Here is a 15,878-nt window from a genome sequence, read left to right as displayed (position 1 = left end):
GATGTTAAAAATTGAACATATCGGCATTGCCGTAAAAGATATAGAAAGCTCTAACGCGTTGTTTGCTAAATTATTTGGCGAACCCCACTATAAAACCGAAGCGGTTGAAAGCGAAGGTGTAAAAACTTCCTTTTTTAAAGTTGGCCCCAATAAAATTGAATTGCTTGAAGGCACTAATGAAAACAGTCCCATTACTAAGTTCATCGAGAAAAAAGGCGAAGGCATTCATCACATTGCCTTTGATGTGGCCGACATTAACGCCGAAATTAATCGTTTAAAAAACGAAGGATTTGTAGTATTAAACGAGATACCTAAGAAAGGAGCCGACAATAAACTGGTAGTATTTTTGCATCCCAAAGGAACCAATGGTGTATTGGTAGAATTGTGCCAAGAGATAAAAGATTAAAAAAGTTTGCTGTATTAGCAACTTAATTATAAATTTGCCAACGCTTCTAAAACTAACGTCAAGAAGAGGTCCTATAGCTCAGTTGGTTAGAGCACCTGACTCATAATCAGGTGGTCCCTGGTTCGAGCCCAGGTGGGACCACAGATAAAATCCATAACGCACTGTAAATATATGTGTTTTATGGATTTTTGCTTTTATTATTTGTACCGTTTATGTACGATATTGTAAATGTTTATGCTAATTTAAAGTTGTATATGGTGCCTTTTATAAGAAAATAACGGTGATTTTTTAGTCCCTTTAAAAGCAATAATTTAATGGTTTAATTCTTCTTTCTCCGCAAAAATCCTTGTAATAAATTGAAATAAAGCATTTTATTTTTTAGGTGTAAGTTTTTATATATTTAGATATAAAAACCGTCCTTTAACAAATTATAAAAATAATGTAAAATATTGAAAAACAATAGTAAACATATGAAGTAAGTTATGTTTACTTAAAAAAATGTTTGGCGACCTATTTCTCATTCAATAAAAACATTAACTATTGTTTATCAATTGGTTATAATTCTTTATTTTATAAATATCCCCACAATATCCTTACTTTTGTTAAAAAAATTAGAAAACAAAATGTATTTTAGTCAAGTATTGTTGAATGAACAGAAAAAATGTCAATTCTTTTAATATTAGAATTAGAATAATTTGATTTAATTTTATAAAGCTTCACGATTAGGTTTAGATATTAACATTAATCAATTTTAAAGGTCATAGTCAAATTTTAAAAGCATAATTTTATTAATTTATTATGTTTATTATATTGATGGGTGTAATAGAAACAAACATTTTATCAATAAAATTTAAAAGCAAACTCTTAGGCATTTTTTAGCTATTTTTATAATGAATTAATAATTAATCTTATTAATGAAAGAAATCAACCTTACTGATTCTAATATTCTAGAAAATGTCAAGCAAATGCAAAGGCATATTGGGGGTAGCATCAGCCAAAAATGGGGCGAATATGTTTTAGAAGTGGACAATAGACTAGCAAAAGGATGCATAAAATATATAACTTTTGATTGGGGAGTAAGCTTGGTAGATTTTAACATTATCTTTTTTGAAGATATGGTTTTAACTACTGGACCTTTAAATTATAATCCTATTCATTTTATTTATTCTACAAAAGGTTTTTTTGAACATAAATTTAGTGACGAAGAAAATTATAAAAAAATTGAGCAATTCCATTCAGTTATAACTGCCGGTAGTTCAAAATGTGTTCATCAATTCTCTTTCCAAAAAGACGTTCACATTCAACTTAATATTATTAGTATTATTAGAAAGCAATTTTTAAAAAAAAGATTGAACATTTCACATATGCTAAATGATAAGCTTCATAACGTATTTGTAGATACTCAACACAATAAACAATTTTTATATTATGGCCCAATAAGCCTTAAAATGGCTGATCATATAGATGAATTACAAAATATAGAGTCTGGAGGAATAATAAGAACTTTACAAATAGAAGGTGAAGTTTATCAATTGTTATCTATGCATATAAAAATGCACAATACCTATGAGAACTCTAAACCCTTAAAAATATCCCTTTTAAAATCTGAATTGAAAAAAATTAGACAGTTGGCAAAAAAAATAACACAGGATTCTTCTAAAAACTATTCTTTAAATGAAATTTCAAGAAATTCTGGCTTATCACAGGCCAAATTGCAAGAGGGGTTTAAATTTTTGTATGCCAGAACTGTAAATGATTACATAAGACATGCTAGATTACAGGAAGCTAGAGATTTAATGTATAATTCCAACCTTAATATTTCACAAATAGTGTATTCAATTGGCTTTACGAGCAGAAGTTATTTCTCAAAAATTTTTAAAGAAAAATATGGAATACCTCCAAATGAATTTAAAAAACAAATAATTGTTAGCTTGGATGACGATTTAAAATAGAATAAAGATTGGTAAAACTCACCAATCTTTTTTTATCTAATAATTTTCTTTAATAATTTAAACATTCCAACTTTTCCAATTACTTTAAGTACAGCTACAATCAAATTGATAGGTTGTAAATCTTTTTCAACTTTTCCTTGAACAAGCTTTAACTCTTCCCGGGCAATTTTGCGTTCAAGATCGAAACGTTTTAAATCTGTATCAACATCATCAAATGTGTTATATACTTTCATTTTTTTAATCAAAAAATTTAATTCAAATGGCTTTAATAACTATCCGCTCAATAGCTTTTCTCATATAGTAAATCAAAAACACCAATAAAATCAAAATTATGGCCACCATTAAACAGCCCATGGTTAAACTCTCAAGCGCATTACCTATTGCTATAGCTGCTGTAAACACAAGAAACACAAAAGCCAAAAACACAAAACTACCAATATTAAAAAATTTTATGACTAAACTTTATGACAATGTTAATTGCTGAAATATTTCTAGCTTTAGTTGAAGAGTTATCTAAAGATTTAAATAGACTCATTTATTATGATATTTTTTATTTTTCTCTTTCAAATCTTTCAGTTTCTTTTCTAGTGTTTCAATAACATCTTCAGCCTTATAACTTGCGTCAGATATCAAAGTTTCTACTTTTTCATCTAAAGTTTGTTTTTGTGTACTAGCTGCATTTACAACTCTTTCTTTTAAATCAATTGTGGTGTCAGCTATTTTGTCTTTCGCAGCAATAGCCTCATCGGCAATTCTTTGCCTAGTATTAATGCCTTTATCTGGAGCAAATAAAACACCTAGTGTCGCTCCAATTGCTGTTCCTACCAGTATTCCAATCAATGTATTATTATTATTGCTTTTACTCATAATTTTTTTATTTGTATTAAACGTTATGAAGTCAATATGCAATTAAATTTGAGATTCTATTAATTCTTTTGCCTTAATTATTATCGCTAATAATAAATTTTGATTACGTTAATAATTATATCTATATAGTTAATTTATAAGCTTTAATTGCTGTTAATTTATATAATAAAAATTGTAAAATGACTAAAAAAGTATCATCTATAAACCCATACAATGAAAAAGTAATTAACGTTTATAATTTGGATACACCATCAAAAATTAAATCTAAACTTGAATTAGCAGATGAGGTATTTATTAAATGGAAAGAAAAAGAAATTATTGAACGAACAACTTTATTATCTAAAGTTAGTAATTTATTAGAAAAGCGTATTGATTATTTAAGTGAGCTTATTACGCTTGAGATGGGTAAGCCCATTAATGAAAGTATAGCCGAAATAAACAAATGTATATTCCTATGTAATTTTTACGCAGTGAATGCCGAAACATTTTTAGCTGATGACATTATAGAAACTGATGCCAATGAAAGTTTTATTAGTTATGATCCTTTAGGGGTTATTTTAGCTATAATGCCTTGGAATTATCCTTTTTGGCAAGTTTTCAGGTTTGCAGTTCCCACGTTAACATCTGGAAATACAGTACTATTAAAACATGCTTCTAATGTAAGTGGTTGCGCAATAGCCATTCAGGAAATATTTGAAGATGCTGGCTATCCAAAAGGTTGTTTTCAAATACTTCTAACCGATCATAAAGTTATAGGAAATCTTTTAAAAGATGATATCATAAAAGCAGTGTCATTAACCGGTAGTGAAAAAGCCGGAAGACATATTGCAAAAATAGCTGGTGAAAACCTTAAAAAATCCGTACTTGAACTTGGCGGAAATAACGCCTGTATTGTGCTAGACGATGCTAACTTGGATGCTTATTTAGATATTATGGTTAAATCCAGAATGCAAAATACAGGTCAAAGTTGTATCGCGGCAAAACGCTTTATAGTAACTAAAGGTATATATGATGAATTCATTGGAAAATTCACAAAAAAAGTAAAAAATCTAAAATTTGGAAATCCAATAGAAAAGCATACTGAAATCGCAACTATGGCTCGTGAAGATCTTGCTTTGAAATTAGAAAAACAAGTTAATGATGCCATTGCAAAAGGAGCTAAAGTTATTATGGGCAACAAAAGAGACAAAGCATATTTTGCTCCAACCATTTTAACTAAAGTAACTGAAGATATGACTGTATTTAACGAAGAAACGTTTGGGCCTGTAGCACCCATTTTTAAAGTTAATAATTTAGAAGAAGGACTAAAACTTGCCACAAATTCAAAATTTGGATTGGGAACCATGCTATTTACAGAAAATATTGAAGATGCTAGGCGAGTAATTTCCAAAATTCCAGATGGCGCTTTTTTTATAAATGAGATGGTAAAGTCTGACCCAAGATTACCTTTTGGAGGCACAAATGCATCTGGTTTTGGTAGAGAATTATCATTAGAAGGTATCCGCGAATTTGTAAATATAAAAACTGTTTATATAAATAATTAAAAATAAAAGTATGAGTTTAATTAAAGATGAAGATGAAAAAAGAAAAGATTACCTATTTAAGAAAGATCGAATCACTAGAAATGGAGCAAAAATTATAGTGATTGTCCTTGTGGTTTGTGTCATAGCAGTTATAGTATCGGGTATAATTTTAAAATGATTCTATTTAAACAAAAAACACTTTAACACATTAACTTAATAAAAAAATGTCAATATTAGCACGCAACAAAAGGCAACTTACTTACATTTATAGTTCATTATCTCATTTGGGGAAACAGGTTTTGGGATATGTTCAGGGAACAAAGAAAAAAATAGAGGTTATAGATATTGCCAAAGAAAAAATAAGCGATACCATTTGGGTAGAGTTAGCAGAGGAACTTAATTTACCTTTCAAAAAAATCTTTGAAACTCAACAAATACACAATAAAAATGAAGATAGCTTCAGTGCTGACGATTGGCTTAAAATGATTGAAAAAAATCCAGCACTCCTACAAAAACCAATAGCCATAAATGGTGATAAAATTATATTGATTTCAAATCGATCTGAAATATTAAAATTTTTTGGTGTTGATTCTGCTGGACTTGAAAAAGGATTTAATCATGAGCCACCCACAACCTTTTCAACAACAGAAGGCGAAAATTTCGTATAAATAAATTTGTACTGCCATAACTTAAAAGTAGACATTTTAACACCGATTATTATCAAACCAATTTTGAATCTTACTTATTTATATTTTCTTTATTAGAAATATTTTTTTCGGGTATCTTTTTGAAGAATTCAGCTGTATCAAAGTCTGCTGTCGGTCCATAATCCATTAAAAATGTGCCTTTTTCATTCTTGTTTGTTTCTATAACATATAATATAGACATATCAGACGGATTACTCATACCCTCATATCTGTTTTCTGCTACTATGTATACATCTTCTGGGTTATATTGCTTTTTTGTTCTGTTATTGACAAGTTTGCCTTTTTCAAAATGAAAGTTAGAAACATAACCCTTTTCTTGATAGACTCTTATATAGTCTTTTTCGTTCTTTGCAAATTTGTTATCCATTGTTTTTTATATTTAGAATTAGACAGGATTTTTTATACTAATCAAGAACAAACAAATTAATGATTGTCCTTTCATTAAACTAGTCTTAAAAATTTGGGTAAAAAACAGCATTTAGGTTGACACTATAAATAAGCATCTTAGCACTAACGGATTGATATCAAACAAAATCAGATTATAAAAGAGTATAGACTAAATTAACCCCATTATTTTCCAATCCAAATCTCTGTTTTTTTAATAGTGTTTCATTTTCTGTTTACGCTTTTCTAATTGATCTTCAAGATCCTTAATTGTTTCTGCTAAAGCAGCTTGAAAAGTGTCGGCATTTGTAGAGGCAAAAATACGCGGCCCTGGCATGCTTAACCTTATATCACATATCATTTCCTTATCATTAGTGCGGTTCTCTGTTTTTAGAAAAACATCGGCACGGTGCACAAAATCGTATTTTTTCTCTAAGGTTTCTAATTTTTCTTTTACCAAATTCTCTAAACCTTGGCTTGCCATTACATCATCGTACTCATATATTATCTGCATGTTTTATAATTTTATTTAACTTAATTTAATAAGATTTTGTAGCGTCTACCAACTCTTTAAGTTCGTTACACTTTAAGGACTTACCATAAATGACTTGATCAGGATCCATTATTTGTGTATCACTAAGATTGCCAATATAAAGAGAATCAAAACCTATATCTTCTATAAGTTGTTTTACTACAGCCTTACTTTCTTTGTCTTGAGCTGCATAAGGAATTGTCAATTTGTTTACATTACGAAATGCTCTGTCTCGTAAATGTTCTGCATGGATGGTATTAAACGCTTTTGCAGTTTTTGCTGTTACAAATTTCATGGCTGTGTATTCTGAAGCATTGTAGTTAGCGTTCCTAACTTTTAGGGCCATTTCACCATCTCGTTCTGGGTAAGGATTAGTTGCATCTATTATGACCTTGTTACCATACTCACCTGCATAGAGTTCTGATATTTTATCGATAGCCTTAAAAGGTACTGCCAATAAATATGCATCGGCATTTGCCTCAAATGTATCATTCACACTTAATGCTTCTGCATTTTTACCTGCTTCTTTAACTAAACCTTTAAGTTCTTCGGGATGTCTTGAACTGAACAGTACGTTATGACCTGTTTTGGTCCAATGTTTTCCTAAATTCCCTCCCATGTTTCCACTTCCTATGATTCCTATTTTCACAATAATATTATTTTAAATATGTTTATTTTTTATTGTTGCTCCATGCTTCTTTAAAAGCAAATTGTTTGTAAGGCATTCTTTCACGTTTTGAAGTTTCTTGTTTCTGTAAATCTTCAGGTAGTTTATCTAGTTTGCCACCATAATACCCTGCTGCTACTGCGGTCGTGATATGAAATCCATTTGGAACATCAAAAACATCTTGTGCCTTTTTCCAATTAACGCCAGCCATGTGGTGGAGGCCAATACCCATATATTGAGCCTGAACTGTCATACTGCCCATGCATAAACCCAAATCATGTAAAGCATGAAAATTTTCATCTCCGTTGTCCTTCTTTTCCTTATAAGCTGTTAACATCAATAGAGGAGCATTATCTGCCCATGTTTGATTAAAATCACTAAGGCAATTAAAAATTAATTGGTAAGCTTCTGTGTCTTTTTCTGCATAAATAATTCGCCACGGTTGCAAATTATTTGAACTTGCCGACCACCTAACAGCCTCAAAAAGTTGTAACAAATGCCTTTTCTTTATCTTTTCATTTTTAAAAGTTCTTGGACTATATCTTTGTTTTAAAAGCGCAAATATTTCATGGTCAGTATCTGCAATATTATCTAGCTTTACTTGTTCTTCCAAATTCATCATTTTACAATTCTTTTAAATTTAAATTTCCATAAACTATCTGTTTTTTTGCAAAATTGTTAACGTTAATACAAAAAATTTTAATTCAATAAAAAAACAGTATGAAACAAATCACTAATTTGCCGATTGCACCAATAACAAAGCTTTAAGATTAAATGAATACCCGCTTATGAAGGGTTCCAAAGAAAATTAGGATTAATAAGAATAGATTTAATACCAAAACATAAAAAAACATGTTTTTAGTTTATTTACAATGTTTGCTTCTCCTTTGTTCCGGATTCTTTTTTATAAACACGAATTATTACTATGACCGCCAAAAAAAAGAGTTTTCAATTCCAAAAATCAAGAAGCTATTAGGGCAACAAAGCCTTGTGCTATGGTAACTAAAGGAATTCCTAAAGCATTAGCTCGCACCATTTCATGTATTTCTTTACCCAAAATTTTGAAATTTTCTTTGTTTATTGGCAAATACTCAAATAAATACTCACGAACCTGATTTCGATTAGCCAACATGTAAAACAATAAAAAACACATTATACTAATAGCCATAACAAAAGTTAGTGTAATTCCTGCAAATTTTGTAATTTGTTAGTTAGCCAAACTGAAATTGTCGAAACATCAATTTGAGAAGTTAAATCATAGTTAAAACGGTCTCTAAATTACCCATTTGCGTCTTAAAAGCATTTATTACCCTTTCAGAATTTTTTGCTGTTTTTCCTATTCTATTGCCAAACATAAGTATTGCACCAGTTACAGGAATTAAAATGGCAAAAACGAAATGAACATCAAAAAACCAGCAGCTAAATTAGGATGCCAACCTTTTTCTAAAAGTTTTCTCATCGGCTTTTTTAATAATTCATAAATAGTGATAGCTCTCAGAATAACAGATAAGTATGGGGCCATTTCAATAAAAATAAGACCTCCAATTAAAATAATTAATAATAGAATAAAAAATTGGCGAATAATTAGGGATTATCATATTATTTTATAAAAGGTATTTATTTAACCATTCCTTAAAGCATGAATTAGCGACTCTTTATCCATTTTAGAACGCCCTTTTATATCAACCCGTTTTGCCTGTTCATATAATTCATCTTTAGTCCACTGTTCATATGGCTTAGCTTTACCACCTTTTTTTCCTGAATCAGGCGTATTGGCTATTCTTGCCGATTTTTCTTTGCTATATCCTTTTTCACGAAGCGCTTCATACTGATCTTCATTTTTTATACTTGGTATGTCCATGAGTTTAAATTTTATTAATTATTTAAAGCTTATATCTTCTTATAAGCTTACTTAATGTTTATAAAATATTTTTCCCTGTTTAACACAAAAATTTATAAACAAAATAAAACCCCTTAACCAGATTACTAAAATTATTAACGCTAAAGAGTTTAATACAAATGCTGTTTTTATTGAGTCAATAAATTATTTTTTTGAGGTATTTAGACCCACAATTTTTTAATAATTTAAGTTCATTGTATAACTATAAATTTAAAATTATGAATAAAGATCAATTAGAAGGTAAGTGGAAACAGATTAAAGGAAAATTTAAACAAAAATATGGAAACGTTACTGACGATGATATCTCTTTTGCCGAAGGTAAATTTGATGAAATGTTAGGTAAGATACAAGTAAAAACAGGAAAGAAAAAAGAAGAAATTCTTGAAGAAATTGAAAATTGGTAATCAGTTTTTCTTAATCAAAAAGACCCTTGAAATAATCAAGGGTTTTTTTATAATTAAAAATAAAAACTCATACATTCTTTTCTATTCGCTTTTTGAATTTGATTGAATGCCTAAGCCATATCTTTTAGAAAAAACCCAAGTAAACTCTGCACAAAAAATAAATTGAATCATTAAATAAATGGACCCTTTCAAAATTTGCAATAACCAAATCTTAATTGGATTGTTTGTTAAACCATATATTGTTAAATTGGGTTAAACTTATTCCATTAAAAACAAGACATGCACGCAATGTGTTCGCAGTTAGAAAGATAAACACAAATTTTTCTTAAATCAGAGATGCAATTAAAAATAGAATCATAATTCATTTTATTTTAAAAAAAGGAGACTAGTTTTTTTTCCTCAGTATCCCAATAATAAGTGTTTTTAATATTTATGTTTAGCAATACCAAATCAGGATCGTCTTTACCCTCAAACCAGTTAGTTAACAAGGGGTCCCATAACTCATCTCTTTTTTGGTCGTCCACAATATGAGAGGCATTGCCATAAATGGACAAGTATTTTTGTTTTTCCTCATCGGAATAGATAATTTGCACCCTGTTGTCGTGCTCAATATCAGCAAAGTGACTACTTTCTTTTGAAGAAAAAAACCAAAGGTCTCCTTGCTTATCGATTTCCTGAAGCATCATAGGGCAAACTGAAAAAGGGATTTTGTCTAATCGAGTTGCCATCATCACCACTTTTGCTTCATCTATAAGACTTTTTATTTTCTCTAACTTTCTTTCGTCTTTTGTATTATTTTTATTGCTCATTTTTATAGTATTTATAAATTAATATTCTTTATTTTCCCTATTCCTTATGTTTAAGCCATTCTTGCAAATAACTCTTCGGTTAATTGTACATATTTCACATAATCACTTTTACTTTGTTTCCCTCCATATGCATTAATGCTTAACAATCAATCAAAGATTGTTCACAGACTATTACTTTCACATTTCTTAATATTGTTTCAGAAAAATAAAAGAAAAACTTCATATGCTTTTGCTCTTAAGATAAAATTTTTAACCCTATTGAAAAAGTTACCTAAAAAGTAAAGAAATATGTTATAATGTCTCAATGATGCTATTCAAAAACTAAGTGAAAATAAATTGAACAAGAAAACATATGTGTTTAAATTTATTCTTCTAACTGTTATGAAAACAATCAGGCCTATACAATTAAAAAAATTTAGTTCCGTTTTTTGATATAGTTGCTTTGATTTGTTGCATGGCTTTTATAAGAAACACTTAAACAAGGCATGAACAGCACATTTTAATTCTTATCCTTCTTCTGCTTCTTCCAAAGGATGTAAAGAATAATAACTTCTACGAGCAGAATGATATATACAATGACATTAAAGGGCTTTGTAAAATCGACAGGGTTATTGTCATCTGGGTTTCGTATTCCTATCGGCAGTTGTATTAGAAAAGGGTATAGTTCGTTTAGCATTGCTTTATTTTTGCATGGCTATTATGCAATTTACAAAATTAAACAGAGGCCTCTTTAGGTATCATTGCTTTTACTCTACTGTAAATGAGTTTGCGTACCTTTCTTTTTCTAGCTGGTTTACTTTAAAATTAGCCTTCATCATATTTATTGAGTTAATAAACAATCCTATTGAGGTAATTTATTCATCAATCTTTAAATACTTTCCTGTTAATATTAATTAATAAATATAAAATTATGAAACATGCACTAAATGATCTGATAGGTTATAGTATAGAAACAAATGATGGGATAAAAGGAACTGTTAAAGATTTTTTATTTGATGAAGAAAGATGGATAGTTCGCTATTTAGTAGCAGATTTAGGATTAATTCTTCCAGGAAAGAAAGCAGTGATTCCTAAAGCACTGTTGGAACAACCAGATTGGACAACCAAAAACTTTCTTGTTAATTTATCAAAAAAAGATTTAGAAAACAGCCCTCCTTTAAAATCAGCACCTACTATATCTAGAGAATACGAAGAATCATTAAATAGGTATTATAGAGTAGAAAACTTTTGGGCATACCCTCAGACTTATGCTACACCAATAGGTGGAAACCCTGTTATATTCCCAAAAAGACCACTAAAAACACCTAAAAAAGTAGGTGTTGAAAAAAACACTAAAACTAAAGTAAGAAGTTTTAATGAAGTAAGAGGCTATCGTATTCAAGCTACAGACGGAAAAATTGGACATGTAGACGACTTGCTGGTAGATGATTTAGATTGGCAAATTGTGTATGCCTTAATGGATACCAAAAACTGGGTTCCTTGGAGTAAAAAAGTCCTTGTAGGTACTCACTGGATGCAAGAAATAAACTATGAAAAAGAAGAAATAAAAATAAACCTGGATAAAGAAACTATACAATCGGCACCAGAGTTTGATTTTTCAGAACCAATAACCGATAAGTATGAAAAAGAGTTGTTCAATTACTATGAAAGTTCAACCGTTGAACACTAATCAAATTATTAACCTAAAAAAACGATTTATATTATGAAAACTAAAATATTAACCGTATTGTAACTTTTTCTATGCGCAAATTTTAATTATGCACAAGAAAAGACAGAATTAAACTTTATGGAAATAGTTGATGCTATTGAAAATCAGTTTAGATTTGACAATGCTATAGACGTAAACAAAATAAACGTAATCGTAAACGAAGGCATTGCAGAACTTACAGGAACTGTGAATAATATAAAAGCCAAAGAACGAGCAACTAAACTTACCGAGGATATAAAAAATCTTAAAAAAATATAATTAATGCCTTACGAACTACTCTCCGATTTACCCAAAATTGTGAGAAGTGTTATACAAAACATGCACAAGAAATATATCAGGCTGCATATAACGACGCTTGGGATGAATATAAAAAAGCTGAAGACGCTCTAGGTTAACTAGCTATATTACTATTATTAGTAAAGCAAGTGATGGTTGTGGAAGAAAAAGCTTAATTATAGTAAGTTTAATTTGCCAGATTCCGATTTTGTTTTTAGAAGGTATAGTTATACAACCTTGACAAATGATTGCTGCGCGTGCCTTACACTTTATAATTGTCGCTATGGTTTTTTGCACTGGCGCTTACTTTAGATGGTGATTTAACTGACTCAAACCAAACAGGATCCCAAATTGTAGTGGTGACCATGGCTTTTGGATTAGGCCTTTCTTCAGGATCCTCCCTTACGGGTTATGCGGTCAGATTTGGTTTTGTTGTAGATTTTAGTGTGGCGCCACATTAGGAGCTATAGGTATTATAATTGTAACCACTCAAGTTCCTAAAAAAGAAACCAGTTCAACTTAAGTAATCCTTAATTTTAGCCATTGTTCACCTCAATAGGTTTATTGTAAATCCTCGGTAACAAGAACAGATTTAGGCATACCCATTTCATATAAATCAGTCTGTAAAGCTTCCATCATAGCTGGTGGACCACACAAGTAAACGGGCTCTGAAACTTCAACTTTATTTCTTTCAAGAAAAGCTTTATCAATAAAACCTTTATGATAATCCTCGTGCTGTTCCTCAGACAAGGCTATATGCAATGCGTCACCTAACCAAGCTTCTAAACGGTTTTTATAGATAATATCTTTCTCCTTTTGATTCCCAAAAAATAAGCTATTGCCTTCCAATGCATCTTTCTGTAATAAATCTTTGAATATTGCTATAAAAGGTGTTATTCCTGCTCCACCGGCGATAAAGGTTCCCGGACCTATGTAATTGATAGCACCCCAAGCGTCGCCAATTAATAGATGATCACCAACTTGAAGTTGTTCTAATTGTTCAGTAACACCATGGTGAGAAGGATACACTTTAATAGTAAATTCCAAGTCCTTATGTTCAGGTAAGCTAGTGAACGTAAAGGGCCGCTTTTTACCCGACCAGTTTTCTTTGTCTATTGATACCTCTGTGGCTTGACCAGGCTTAAAAATGTAACCTTTTGGTTTATCAGTTACCAAATGCAATACATTATGATTAATATGCTCTATTTTTTTTATTTTAATTCTATGTTCCATCGATTATAATTTTAATTAAAGGTTTTAATACTTCTGATTACGGTTAATATTAGAGCTTCCAAAAGAGTTTTATTATTTATTGAAGTTCAGGAACTTTACTATCCACCTTGTCTAAATATAGCTTATACAGTATAATTTCATTGATTTGAAAAGAAAAAATATTAACTCAATGCCTAAAACTAGTTTTGAATACTATGAAAATTTGATACTCAAAAGACACCCACGAAAGCGACATGCTTGGGTTATTACAGATTCCAAAAAGATTTCATACTATTTGAAAAACCTCATGCTTTTTTCAGTTAAAGTTATTTTTTTAGGATTAAAAATAACGCCGTCCATTCCATACCTTTTATAACAATTACAATTTAAAAAAAAAGAATATGAAAATTTATGAAGCTATTATAGAAGATCATAACGCTCAAAAAGACTTATGTGAAAAAATAAGGAAAACAGGGGAGACCACGAACAATTGTAAAGCCTTTCAATAAAATGAAAGGCTTTGTTTTTTTAAAAATGTTTCGTCTTGGCTGGGATTGTATCAGTGGGACAGGTCTTGACCTGTCCCACAAATACAAAACGAATTAGCCATCGCTTAAAACAACATTTACGTAAAAATAAGTAAATATATAAATACTTATTTGTACATTTGAGTCATAATAAGCAATATTATGAGTTTTGATACCGTTATTCCAACAGCTAAAAGAATTGAGCGCCTACAATATGAAAACCCTTGGTGGACCACCGGTAACGTCCAGCAAGTTTATCGAGATATGTCCAAACGCTTGTATTTTAATTCGTTTTATCCATTCGTAAAAGAAACAGATATTAAACGCGCGGTGGTGCTTATGGGGCCACGTAGGGTAGGTAAAACGGTCATGATGTTTCACAGCATTCAAGAGCTCATAAAAGAACACATCTCACCACAAAAAATCTTTTTTATAGGCATAGACAATCCTATTTACATGCACTTAAGTCTAGAAGATATTTTGTTATTGGCAAAAGAAGCTGTGCAAGTAGATAGTCTAGAGGGTTGTTTTGTTTTTTTTGACGAAATCCAGTATCTAAAAGATTGGGAACGCCAACTTAAAGTATTGGTAGACAGGCATCCAAAAACAAAGTTTGTGGTATCTGGGTCTGCTGCTGCTGCTTTGCGATTACAAAGTACAGAAAGTGGTGCAGGCAGATTTACCGATTTTATGTTGCCACCGCTCACCTTTCATGAATACATACATTTAAAAGGCTTGGGGCATTTGGTGCAGGCCAAAACCATAGTTTACAACGGAAAACAAATTCCTTTTTTTACAACCCACGATAACAAAGCATTCAACAAAGAGTTTTTTCACTATCTCAACTTTGGTGGCTACCCAGAAGTGGTATTATCCGAAAAAATACAAAGCGATATGGGTCGCTATGTCAAAAGCGATATTGTTGATAAAGTATTGCTGAGAGACTTACCCAGTTTATACGGTATAAAAGACGTGCAAGAACTAAACAGCTTTTTCACCTATGTGGCATACAACACAGCCAATGAATTTTCATTCGAAAAATTATCTAAAGACAGTGGCATTGCAAAAGAAATCATTAAAAAATACTTAGAATATCTTGAAGCGGCATTTTTAATTAAAGTCATTCATAAGGTAAATGATACGGCCAAAAAATTTAAAAGAATAACGAGTTTTAAAGTCTATTTAACCAATCCTTCTTTACGAACCGCTTTATTTTCGCCCATTACAGAAACCGATCACGAAATGAGCAATATGGTGGGAACAGCCATTTTTTCGCAATGGATGCATCGAGAGCAGCTCGATTTAAAATATGCCCGTTGGAAAATGGGACGCTCAGAAGGTGAGGTTGATATTGTACTGCTAGACAATAAACTATTTAAACCCCAATGGTGCGTAGAAATAAAATGGACTAACCGTTATTTTGAAAAACCACAAGAATTAAAAAGCTTACTACATTTTTGCAAACAAAATAAGTTTAGCGCGAGTCTTGTTACAACCATTGATGTTTTAGGCAATAAAACCATTGAAGAAATCAATCTAACCTATGTTCCTGCTGCGGTTTATGCTTACAACATAGGGGTGAACACACTCGAGTTAAAATCCAATTGGTGAATAGATTCAACCGAAATGTCACAGAAATTACTTTAATGCATCAAATGGTAAAACTGCCCGGAAAAACCCAGTGATGTAAAAATTTAACGGTTTTACGGAATCCCGTAAAACCATTAACAAAAAATCATTTATATTTATCTAATAAGTTGAGCCATAACAATTTTGCTGGGTGGTTTTTAAAAATATTACTAAGCACATTTCAATTTAGAGGGTGAAATCTGCGCTGTTGTTCCTCAGGTCTGGGATTTGTTTGCTAAATTAGTTGCTCAAAGTGCGTAACATCATATGGGAAAGAAATTTTAGCCGTTGATGCCTAATCACGTTTGTTAAACTCTTTTCCTATTAAAGTGCAGCTATTAATTATAACGCTTTAACGAATCTTAAATGCCGAAT

At 30.7% G+C, this 15,878-nt stretch carries 20 protein-coding genes and 1 tRNA gene; 11 read left to right on the top strand and 10 right to left on the bottom strand.

Features of this window, described 5'->3' with window-relative positions; all coding sequences use genetic code 11:
* Position 1 precedes the first annotated feature (1 nt).
* The 3 genes from mce (at position 2) to FJ651_RS05050 (ending at position 2,358) form a co-directional block, all read left to right on the top strand.
* Positions 2-406 (top strand): methylmalonyl-CoA epimerase, encoded by a 405-nt coding sequence (gene mce / locus FJ651_RS05060; RefSeq protein WP_140989596.1) that lies wholly within the window; start codon positions 2-4, stop codon positions 404-406.
* Between the two features lie 67 nt (positions 407-473).
* Positions 474-547 (top strand) — tRNA-Ile (locus FJ651_RS05055).
* Between the two features lie 773 nt (positions 548-1,320).
* A complete protein-coding gene (locus FJ651_RS05050) occupies positions 1,321-2,358 on the top strand; it encodes a helix-turn-helix domain-containing protein (protein ID WP_140989336.1) in 1,038 nt (345 codons plus the stop codon).
* A 32-nt stretch (positions 2,359-2,390) separates the two neighbouring features.
* Here FJ651_RS05050 and FJ651_RS05045 read toward each other — a convergent pair whose 3' ends face one another.
* Positions 2,391-2,591 carry a hypothetical protein gene (locus tag FJ651_RS05045; protein WP_140989334.1) on the bottom strand — a complete coding sequence of 67 codons (201 nt, stop codon included), beginning with the start codon at positions 2,589-2,591 and terminating at the stop codon, positions 2,391-2,393.
* 298 nt (positions 2,592-2,889) lie between these two features.
* Positions 2,890-3,225 carry a YtxH domain-containing protein gene (locus FJ651_RS05040; protein ID WP_140989333.1) on the bottom strand — a complete coding sequence of 112 codons (336 nt, stop codon included), beginning with the start codon at positions 3,223-3,225 and terminating at the stop codon, positions 2,890-2,892.
* Between the two features lie 179 nt (positions 3,226-3,404).
* Between FJ651_RS05040 and FJ651_RS05035 the strand changes: the two genes are divergently transcribed.
* Genes FJ651_RS05035 through FJ651_RS05030 form a run of 3 tightly spaced genes read left to right on the top strand, consistent with a single transcriptional unit; the run spans position 3,405 to position 5,416 of the window.
* Entirely contained in the window at positions 3,405-4,769 is a 1,365-nt protein-coding gene (locus FJ651_RS05035) for an NAD-dependent succinate-semialdehyde dehydrogenase (RefSeq protein WP_140989331.1), read from the top strand.
* 10 nt (positions 4,770-4,779) lie between these two features.
* Positions 4,780-4,926 (top strand): hypothetical protein, encoded by a 147-nt coding sequence (locus FJ651_RS15710; RefSeq protein WP_216746084.1) that lies wholly within the window; start codon positions 4,780-4,782, stop codon positions 4,924-4,926.
* Between the two features lie 46 nt (positions 4,927-4,972).
* The gene (locus FJ651_RS05030) at positions 4,973-5,416 is read left to right on the top strand and encodes an arsenate reductase family protein (protein WP_140989330.1); all 444 of its coding nucleotides are present in this window, start codon (positions 4,973-4,975) and stop codon (positions 5,414-5,416) included.
* Positions 5,417-5,486: 70 nt separating this feature from the next.
* Here the strand turns inward: FJ651_RS05030 and FJ651_RS05025 are convergent, their stop codons facing one another.
* The 6 genes from FJ651_RS05025 to FJ651_RS05000 form a co-directional block, all read right to left on the bottom strand.
* A complete protein-coding gene (locus FJ651_RS05025) occupies positions 5,487-5,822 on the bottom strand; it encodes a hypothetical protein (protein WP_140989328.1) in 336 nt (111 codons plus the stop codon).
* 231 nt (positions 5,823-6,053) lie between these two features.
* On the bottom strand, positions 6,054-6,353 hold the full coding sequence (gene hpf, locus FJ651_RS05020) for a ribosome hibernation-promoting factor, HPF/YfiA family (protein WP_140989327.1): 300 nt from the start codon (positions 6,351-6,353) through the stop codon (positions 6,054-6,056).
* A 25-nt stretch (positions 6,354-6,378) separates the two neighbouring features.
* A complete protein-coding gene (locus FJ651_RS05015; RefSeq protein ID WP_140989325.1) occupies positions 6,379-7,020 on the bottom strand; it encodes an NADPH-dependent F420 reductase in 642 nt (213 codons plus the stop codon).
* 22 nt (positions 7,021-7,042) lie between these two features.
* Complete coding sequence (locus tag FJ651_RS05010; RefSeq protein ID WP_140989595.1) at positions 7,043-7,657, bottom strand: nitroreductase family protein; 615 nt, start codon at positions 7,655-7,657, stop codon at positions 7,043-7,045.
* Positions 7,658-7,999: 342 nt separating this feature from the next.
* Complete coding sequence (locus tag FJ651_RS05005) at positions 8,000-8,206, bottom strand: AI-2E family transporter (RefSeq protein WP_140989323.1); 207 nt, start codon at positions 8,204-8,206, stop codon at positions 8,000-8,002.
* 453 nt (positions 8,207-8,659) lie between these two features.
* Positions 8,660-8,899, bottom strand: a complete 240-nt coding sequence (locus FJ651_RS05000; protein WP_140989321.1) for a DUF7218 family protein — start codon at positions 8,897-8,899, stop codon at positions 8,660-8,662.
* A gap of 257 nt (positions 8,900-9,156) precedes the next feature.
* Here FJ651_RS05000 and FJ651_RS04995 point away from each other — a divergent pair, with 257 nt between their 5' ends.
* A complete protein-coding gene (locus tag FJ651_RS04995; protein WP_140989320.1) occupies positions 9,157-9,342 on the top strand; it encodes a CsbD family protein in 186 nt (61 codons plus the stop codon).
* A gap of 371 nt (positions 9,343-9,713) precedes the next feature.
* Here FJ651_RS04995 and FJ651_RS04990 read toward each other — a convergent pair whose 3' ends face one another.
* Positions 9,714-10,151 carry a pyridoxamine 5'-phosphate oxidase family protein gene (locus FJ651_RS04990; RefSeq protein WP_140989318.1) on the bottom strand — a complete coding sequence of 146 codons (438 nt, stop codon included), beginning with the start codon at positions 10,149-10,151 and terminating at the stop codon, positions 9,714-9,716.
* Between the two features lie 910 nt (positions 10,152-11,061).
* Here FJ651_RS04990 and FJ651_RS04980 point away from each other — a divergent pair.
* From FJ651_RS04980 to FJ651_RS04965, 3 genes are all read left to right on the top strand, one after another.
* Entirely contained in the window at positions 11,062-11,820 is a 759-nt protein-coding gene (locus tag FJ651_RS04980; RefSeq protein ID WP_140989315.1) for a PRC-barrel domain-containing protein, read from the top strand.
* Positions 11,821-11,937: 117 nt separating this feature from the next.
* The gene (locus FJ651_RS04975; protein WP_140989314.1) at positions 11,938-12,117 is read left to right on the top strand and encodes a BON domain-containing protein; all 180 of its coding nucleotides are present in this window, start codon (positions 11,938-11,940) and stop codon (positions 12,115-12,117) included.
* A 293-nt stretch (positions 12,118-12,410) separates the two neighbouring features.
* Positions 12,411-12,596 (top strand): hypothetical protein, encoded by a 186-nt coding sequence (locus FJ651_RS04965; protein ID WP_140989312.1) that lies wholly within the window; start codon positions 12,411-12,413, stop codon positions 12,594-12,596.
* Between the two features lie 100 nt (positions 12,597-12,696).
* Here FJ651_RS04965 and FJ651_RS04960 read toward each other — a convergent pair whose 3' ends face one another.
* Positions 12,697-13,368 (bottom strand): FAD-binding oxidoreductase, encoded by a 672-nt coding sequence (locus tag FJ651_RS04960; RefSeq protein ID WP_140989311.1) that lies wholly within the window; start codon positions 13,366-13,368, stop codon positions 12,697-12,699.
* A gap of 668 nt (positions 13,369-14,036) precedes the next feature.
* Between FJ651_RS04960 and FJ651_RS04955 the strand changes: the two genes are divergently transcribed.
* Positions 14,037-15,485, top strand: a complete 1,449-nt coding sequence (locus FJ651_RS04955) for an ATP-binding protein (RefSeq protein WP_140989309.1) — start codon at positions 14,037-14,039, stop codon at positions 15,483-15,485.
* The last annotated feature ends 393 nt before the right edge of the window (positions 15,486-15,878 follow it).

This window comes from Paucihalobacter ruber (assembly GCF_006494535.1).
GTDB classification, from domain to species: Bacteria; Bacteroidota; Bacteroidia; order Flavobacteriales; family Flavobacteriaceae; genus Paucihalobacter; species Paucihalobacter ruber.
The sequence above is the reverse complement of the archived record's forward strand: the minus strand, read 5'-3'. Positions and strand labels throughout refer to the sequence as shown.

What these genes read in the sequence shown, in the direction of transcription:
- FJ651_RS05040 (WP_140989333.1), bottom strand. Translation starts at nt 3,225, where the DNA reads ATGAGTAAAAGCAATAATAATAATACATTGATTGGAATACTGGTAGGA.
- FJ651_RS15710 (WP_216746084.1), top strand. Translation starts at nt 4,780, where the DNA reads ATGAGTTTAATTAAAGATGAAGATGAAAAAAGAAAAGATTACCTATTT.
- FJ651_RS05030 (WP_140989330.1), top strand. Translation starts at nt 4,973, where the DNA reads ATGTCAATATTAGCACGCAACAAAAGGCAACTTACTTACATTTATAGT.
- FJ651_RS05035 (WP_140989331.1), top strand. Translation starts at nt 3,405, where the DNA reads ATGACTAAAAAAGTATCATCTATAAACCCATACAATGAAAAAGTAATT.
- FJ651_RS04980 (WP_140989315.1), top strand. Translation starts at nt 11,062, where the DNA reads ATGAAACATGCACTAAATGATCTGATAGGTTATAGTATAGAAACAAAT.
- hpf (WP_140989327.1), bottom strand. Translation starts at nt 6,353, where the DNA reads ATGCAGATAATATATGAGTACGATGATGTAATGGCAAGCCAAGGTTTA.
- FJ651_RS04975 (WP_140989314.1), top strand. Translation starts at nt 11,938, where the DNA reads ATGGAAATAGTTGATGCTATTGAAAATCAGTTTAGATTTGACAATGCT.
- FJ651_RS05000 (WP_140989321.1), bottom strand. Translation starts at nt 8,899, where the DNA reads ATGGACATACCAAGTATAAAAAATGAAGATCAGTATGAAGCGCTTCGT.
- FJ651_RS05010 (WP_140989595.1), bottom strand. Translation starts at nt 7,657, where the DNA reads ATGAATTTGGAAGAACAAGTAAAGCTAGATAATATTGCAGATACTGAC.
- FJ651_RS05005 (WP_140989323.1), bottom strand. Translation starts at nt 8,206, where the DNA reads ATGGCTATTAGTATAATGTGTTTTTTATTGTTTTACATGTTGGCTAAT.
- FJ651_RS05045 (WP_140989334.1), bottom strand. Translation starts at nt 2,591, where the DNA reads ATGAAAGTATATAACACATTTGATGATGTTGATACAGATTTAAAACGT.
- FJ651_RS04990 (WP_140989318.1), bottom strand. Translation starts at nt 10,151, where the DNA reads ATGAGCAATAAAAATAATACAAAAGACGAAAGAAAGTTAGAGAAAATA.
- FJ651_RS04995 (WP_140989320.1), top strand. Translation starts at nt 9,157, where the DNA reads ATGAATAAAGATCAATTAGAAGGTAAGTGGAAACAGATTAAAGGAAAA.
- FJ651_RS05025 (WP_140989328.1), bottom strand. Translation starts at nt 5,822, where the DNA reads ATGGATAACAAATTTGCAAAGAACGAAAAAGACTATATAAGAGTCTAT.
- FJ651_RS04955 (WP_140989309.1), top strand. Translation starts at nt 14,037, where the DNA reads ATGAGTTTTGATACCGTTATTCCAACAGCTAAAAGAATTGAGCGCCTA.
- FJ651_RS05050 (WP_140989336.1), top strand. Translation starts at nt 1,321, where the DNA reads ATGAAAGAAATCAACCTTACTGATTCTAATATTCTAGAAAATGTCAAG.
- FJ651_RS04960 (WP_140989311.1), bottom strand. Translation starts at nt 13,368, where the DNA reads ATGGAACATAGAATTAAAATAAAAAAAATAGAGCATATTAATCATAAT.
- mce (WP_140989596.1), top strand. Translation starts at nt 2, where the DNA reads ATGTTAAAAATTGAACATATCGGCATTGCCGTAAAAGATATAGAAAGC.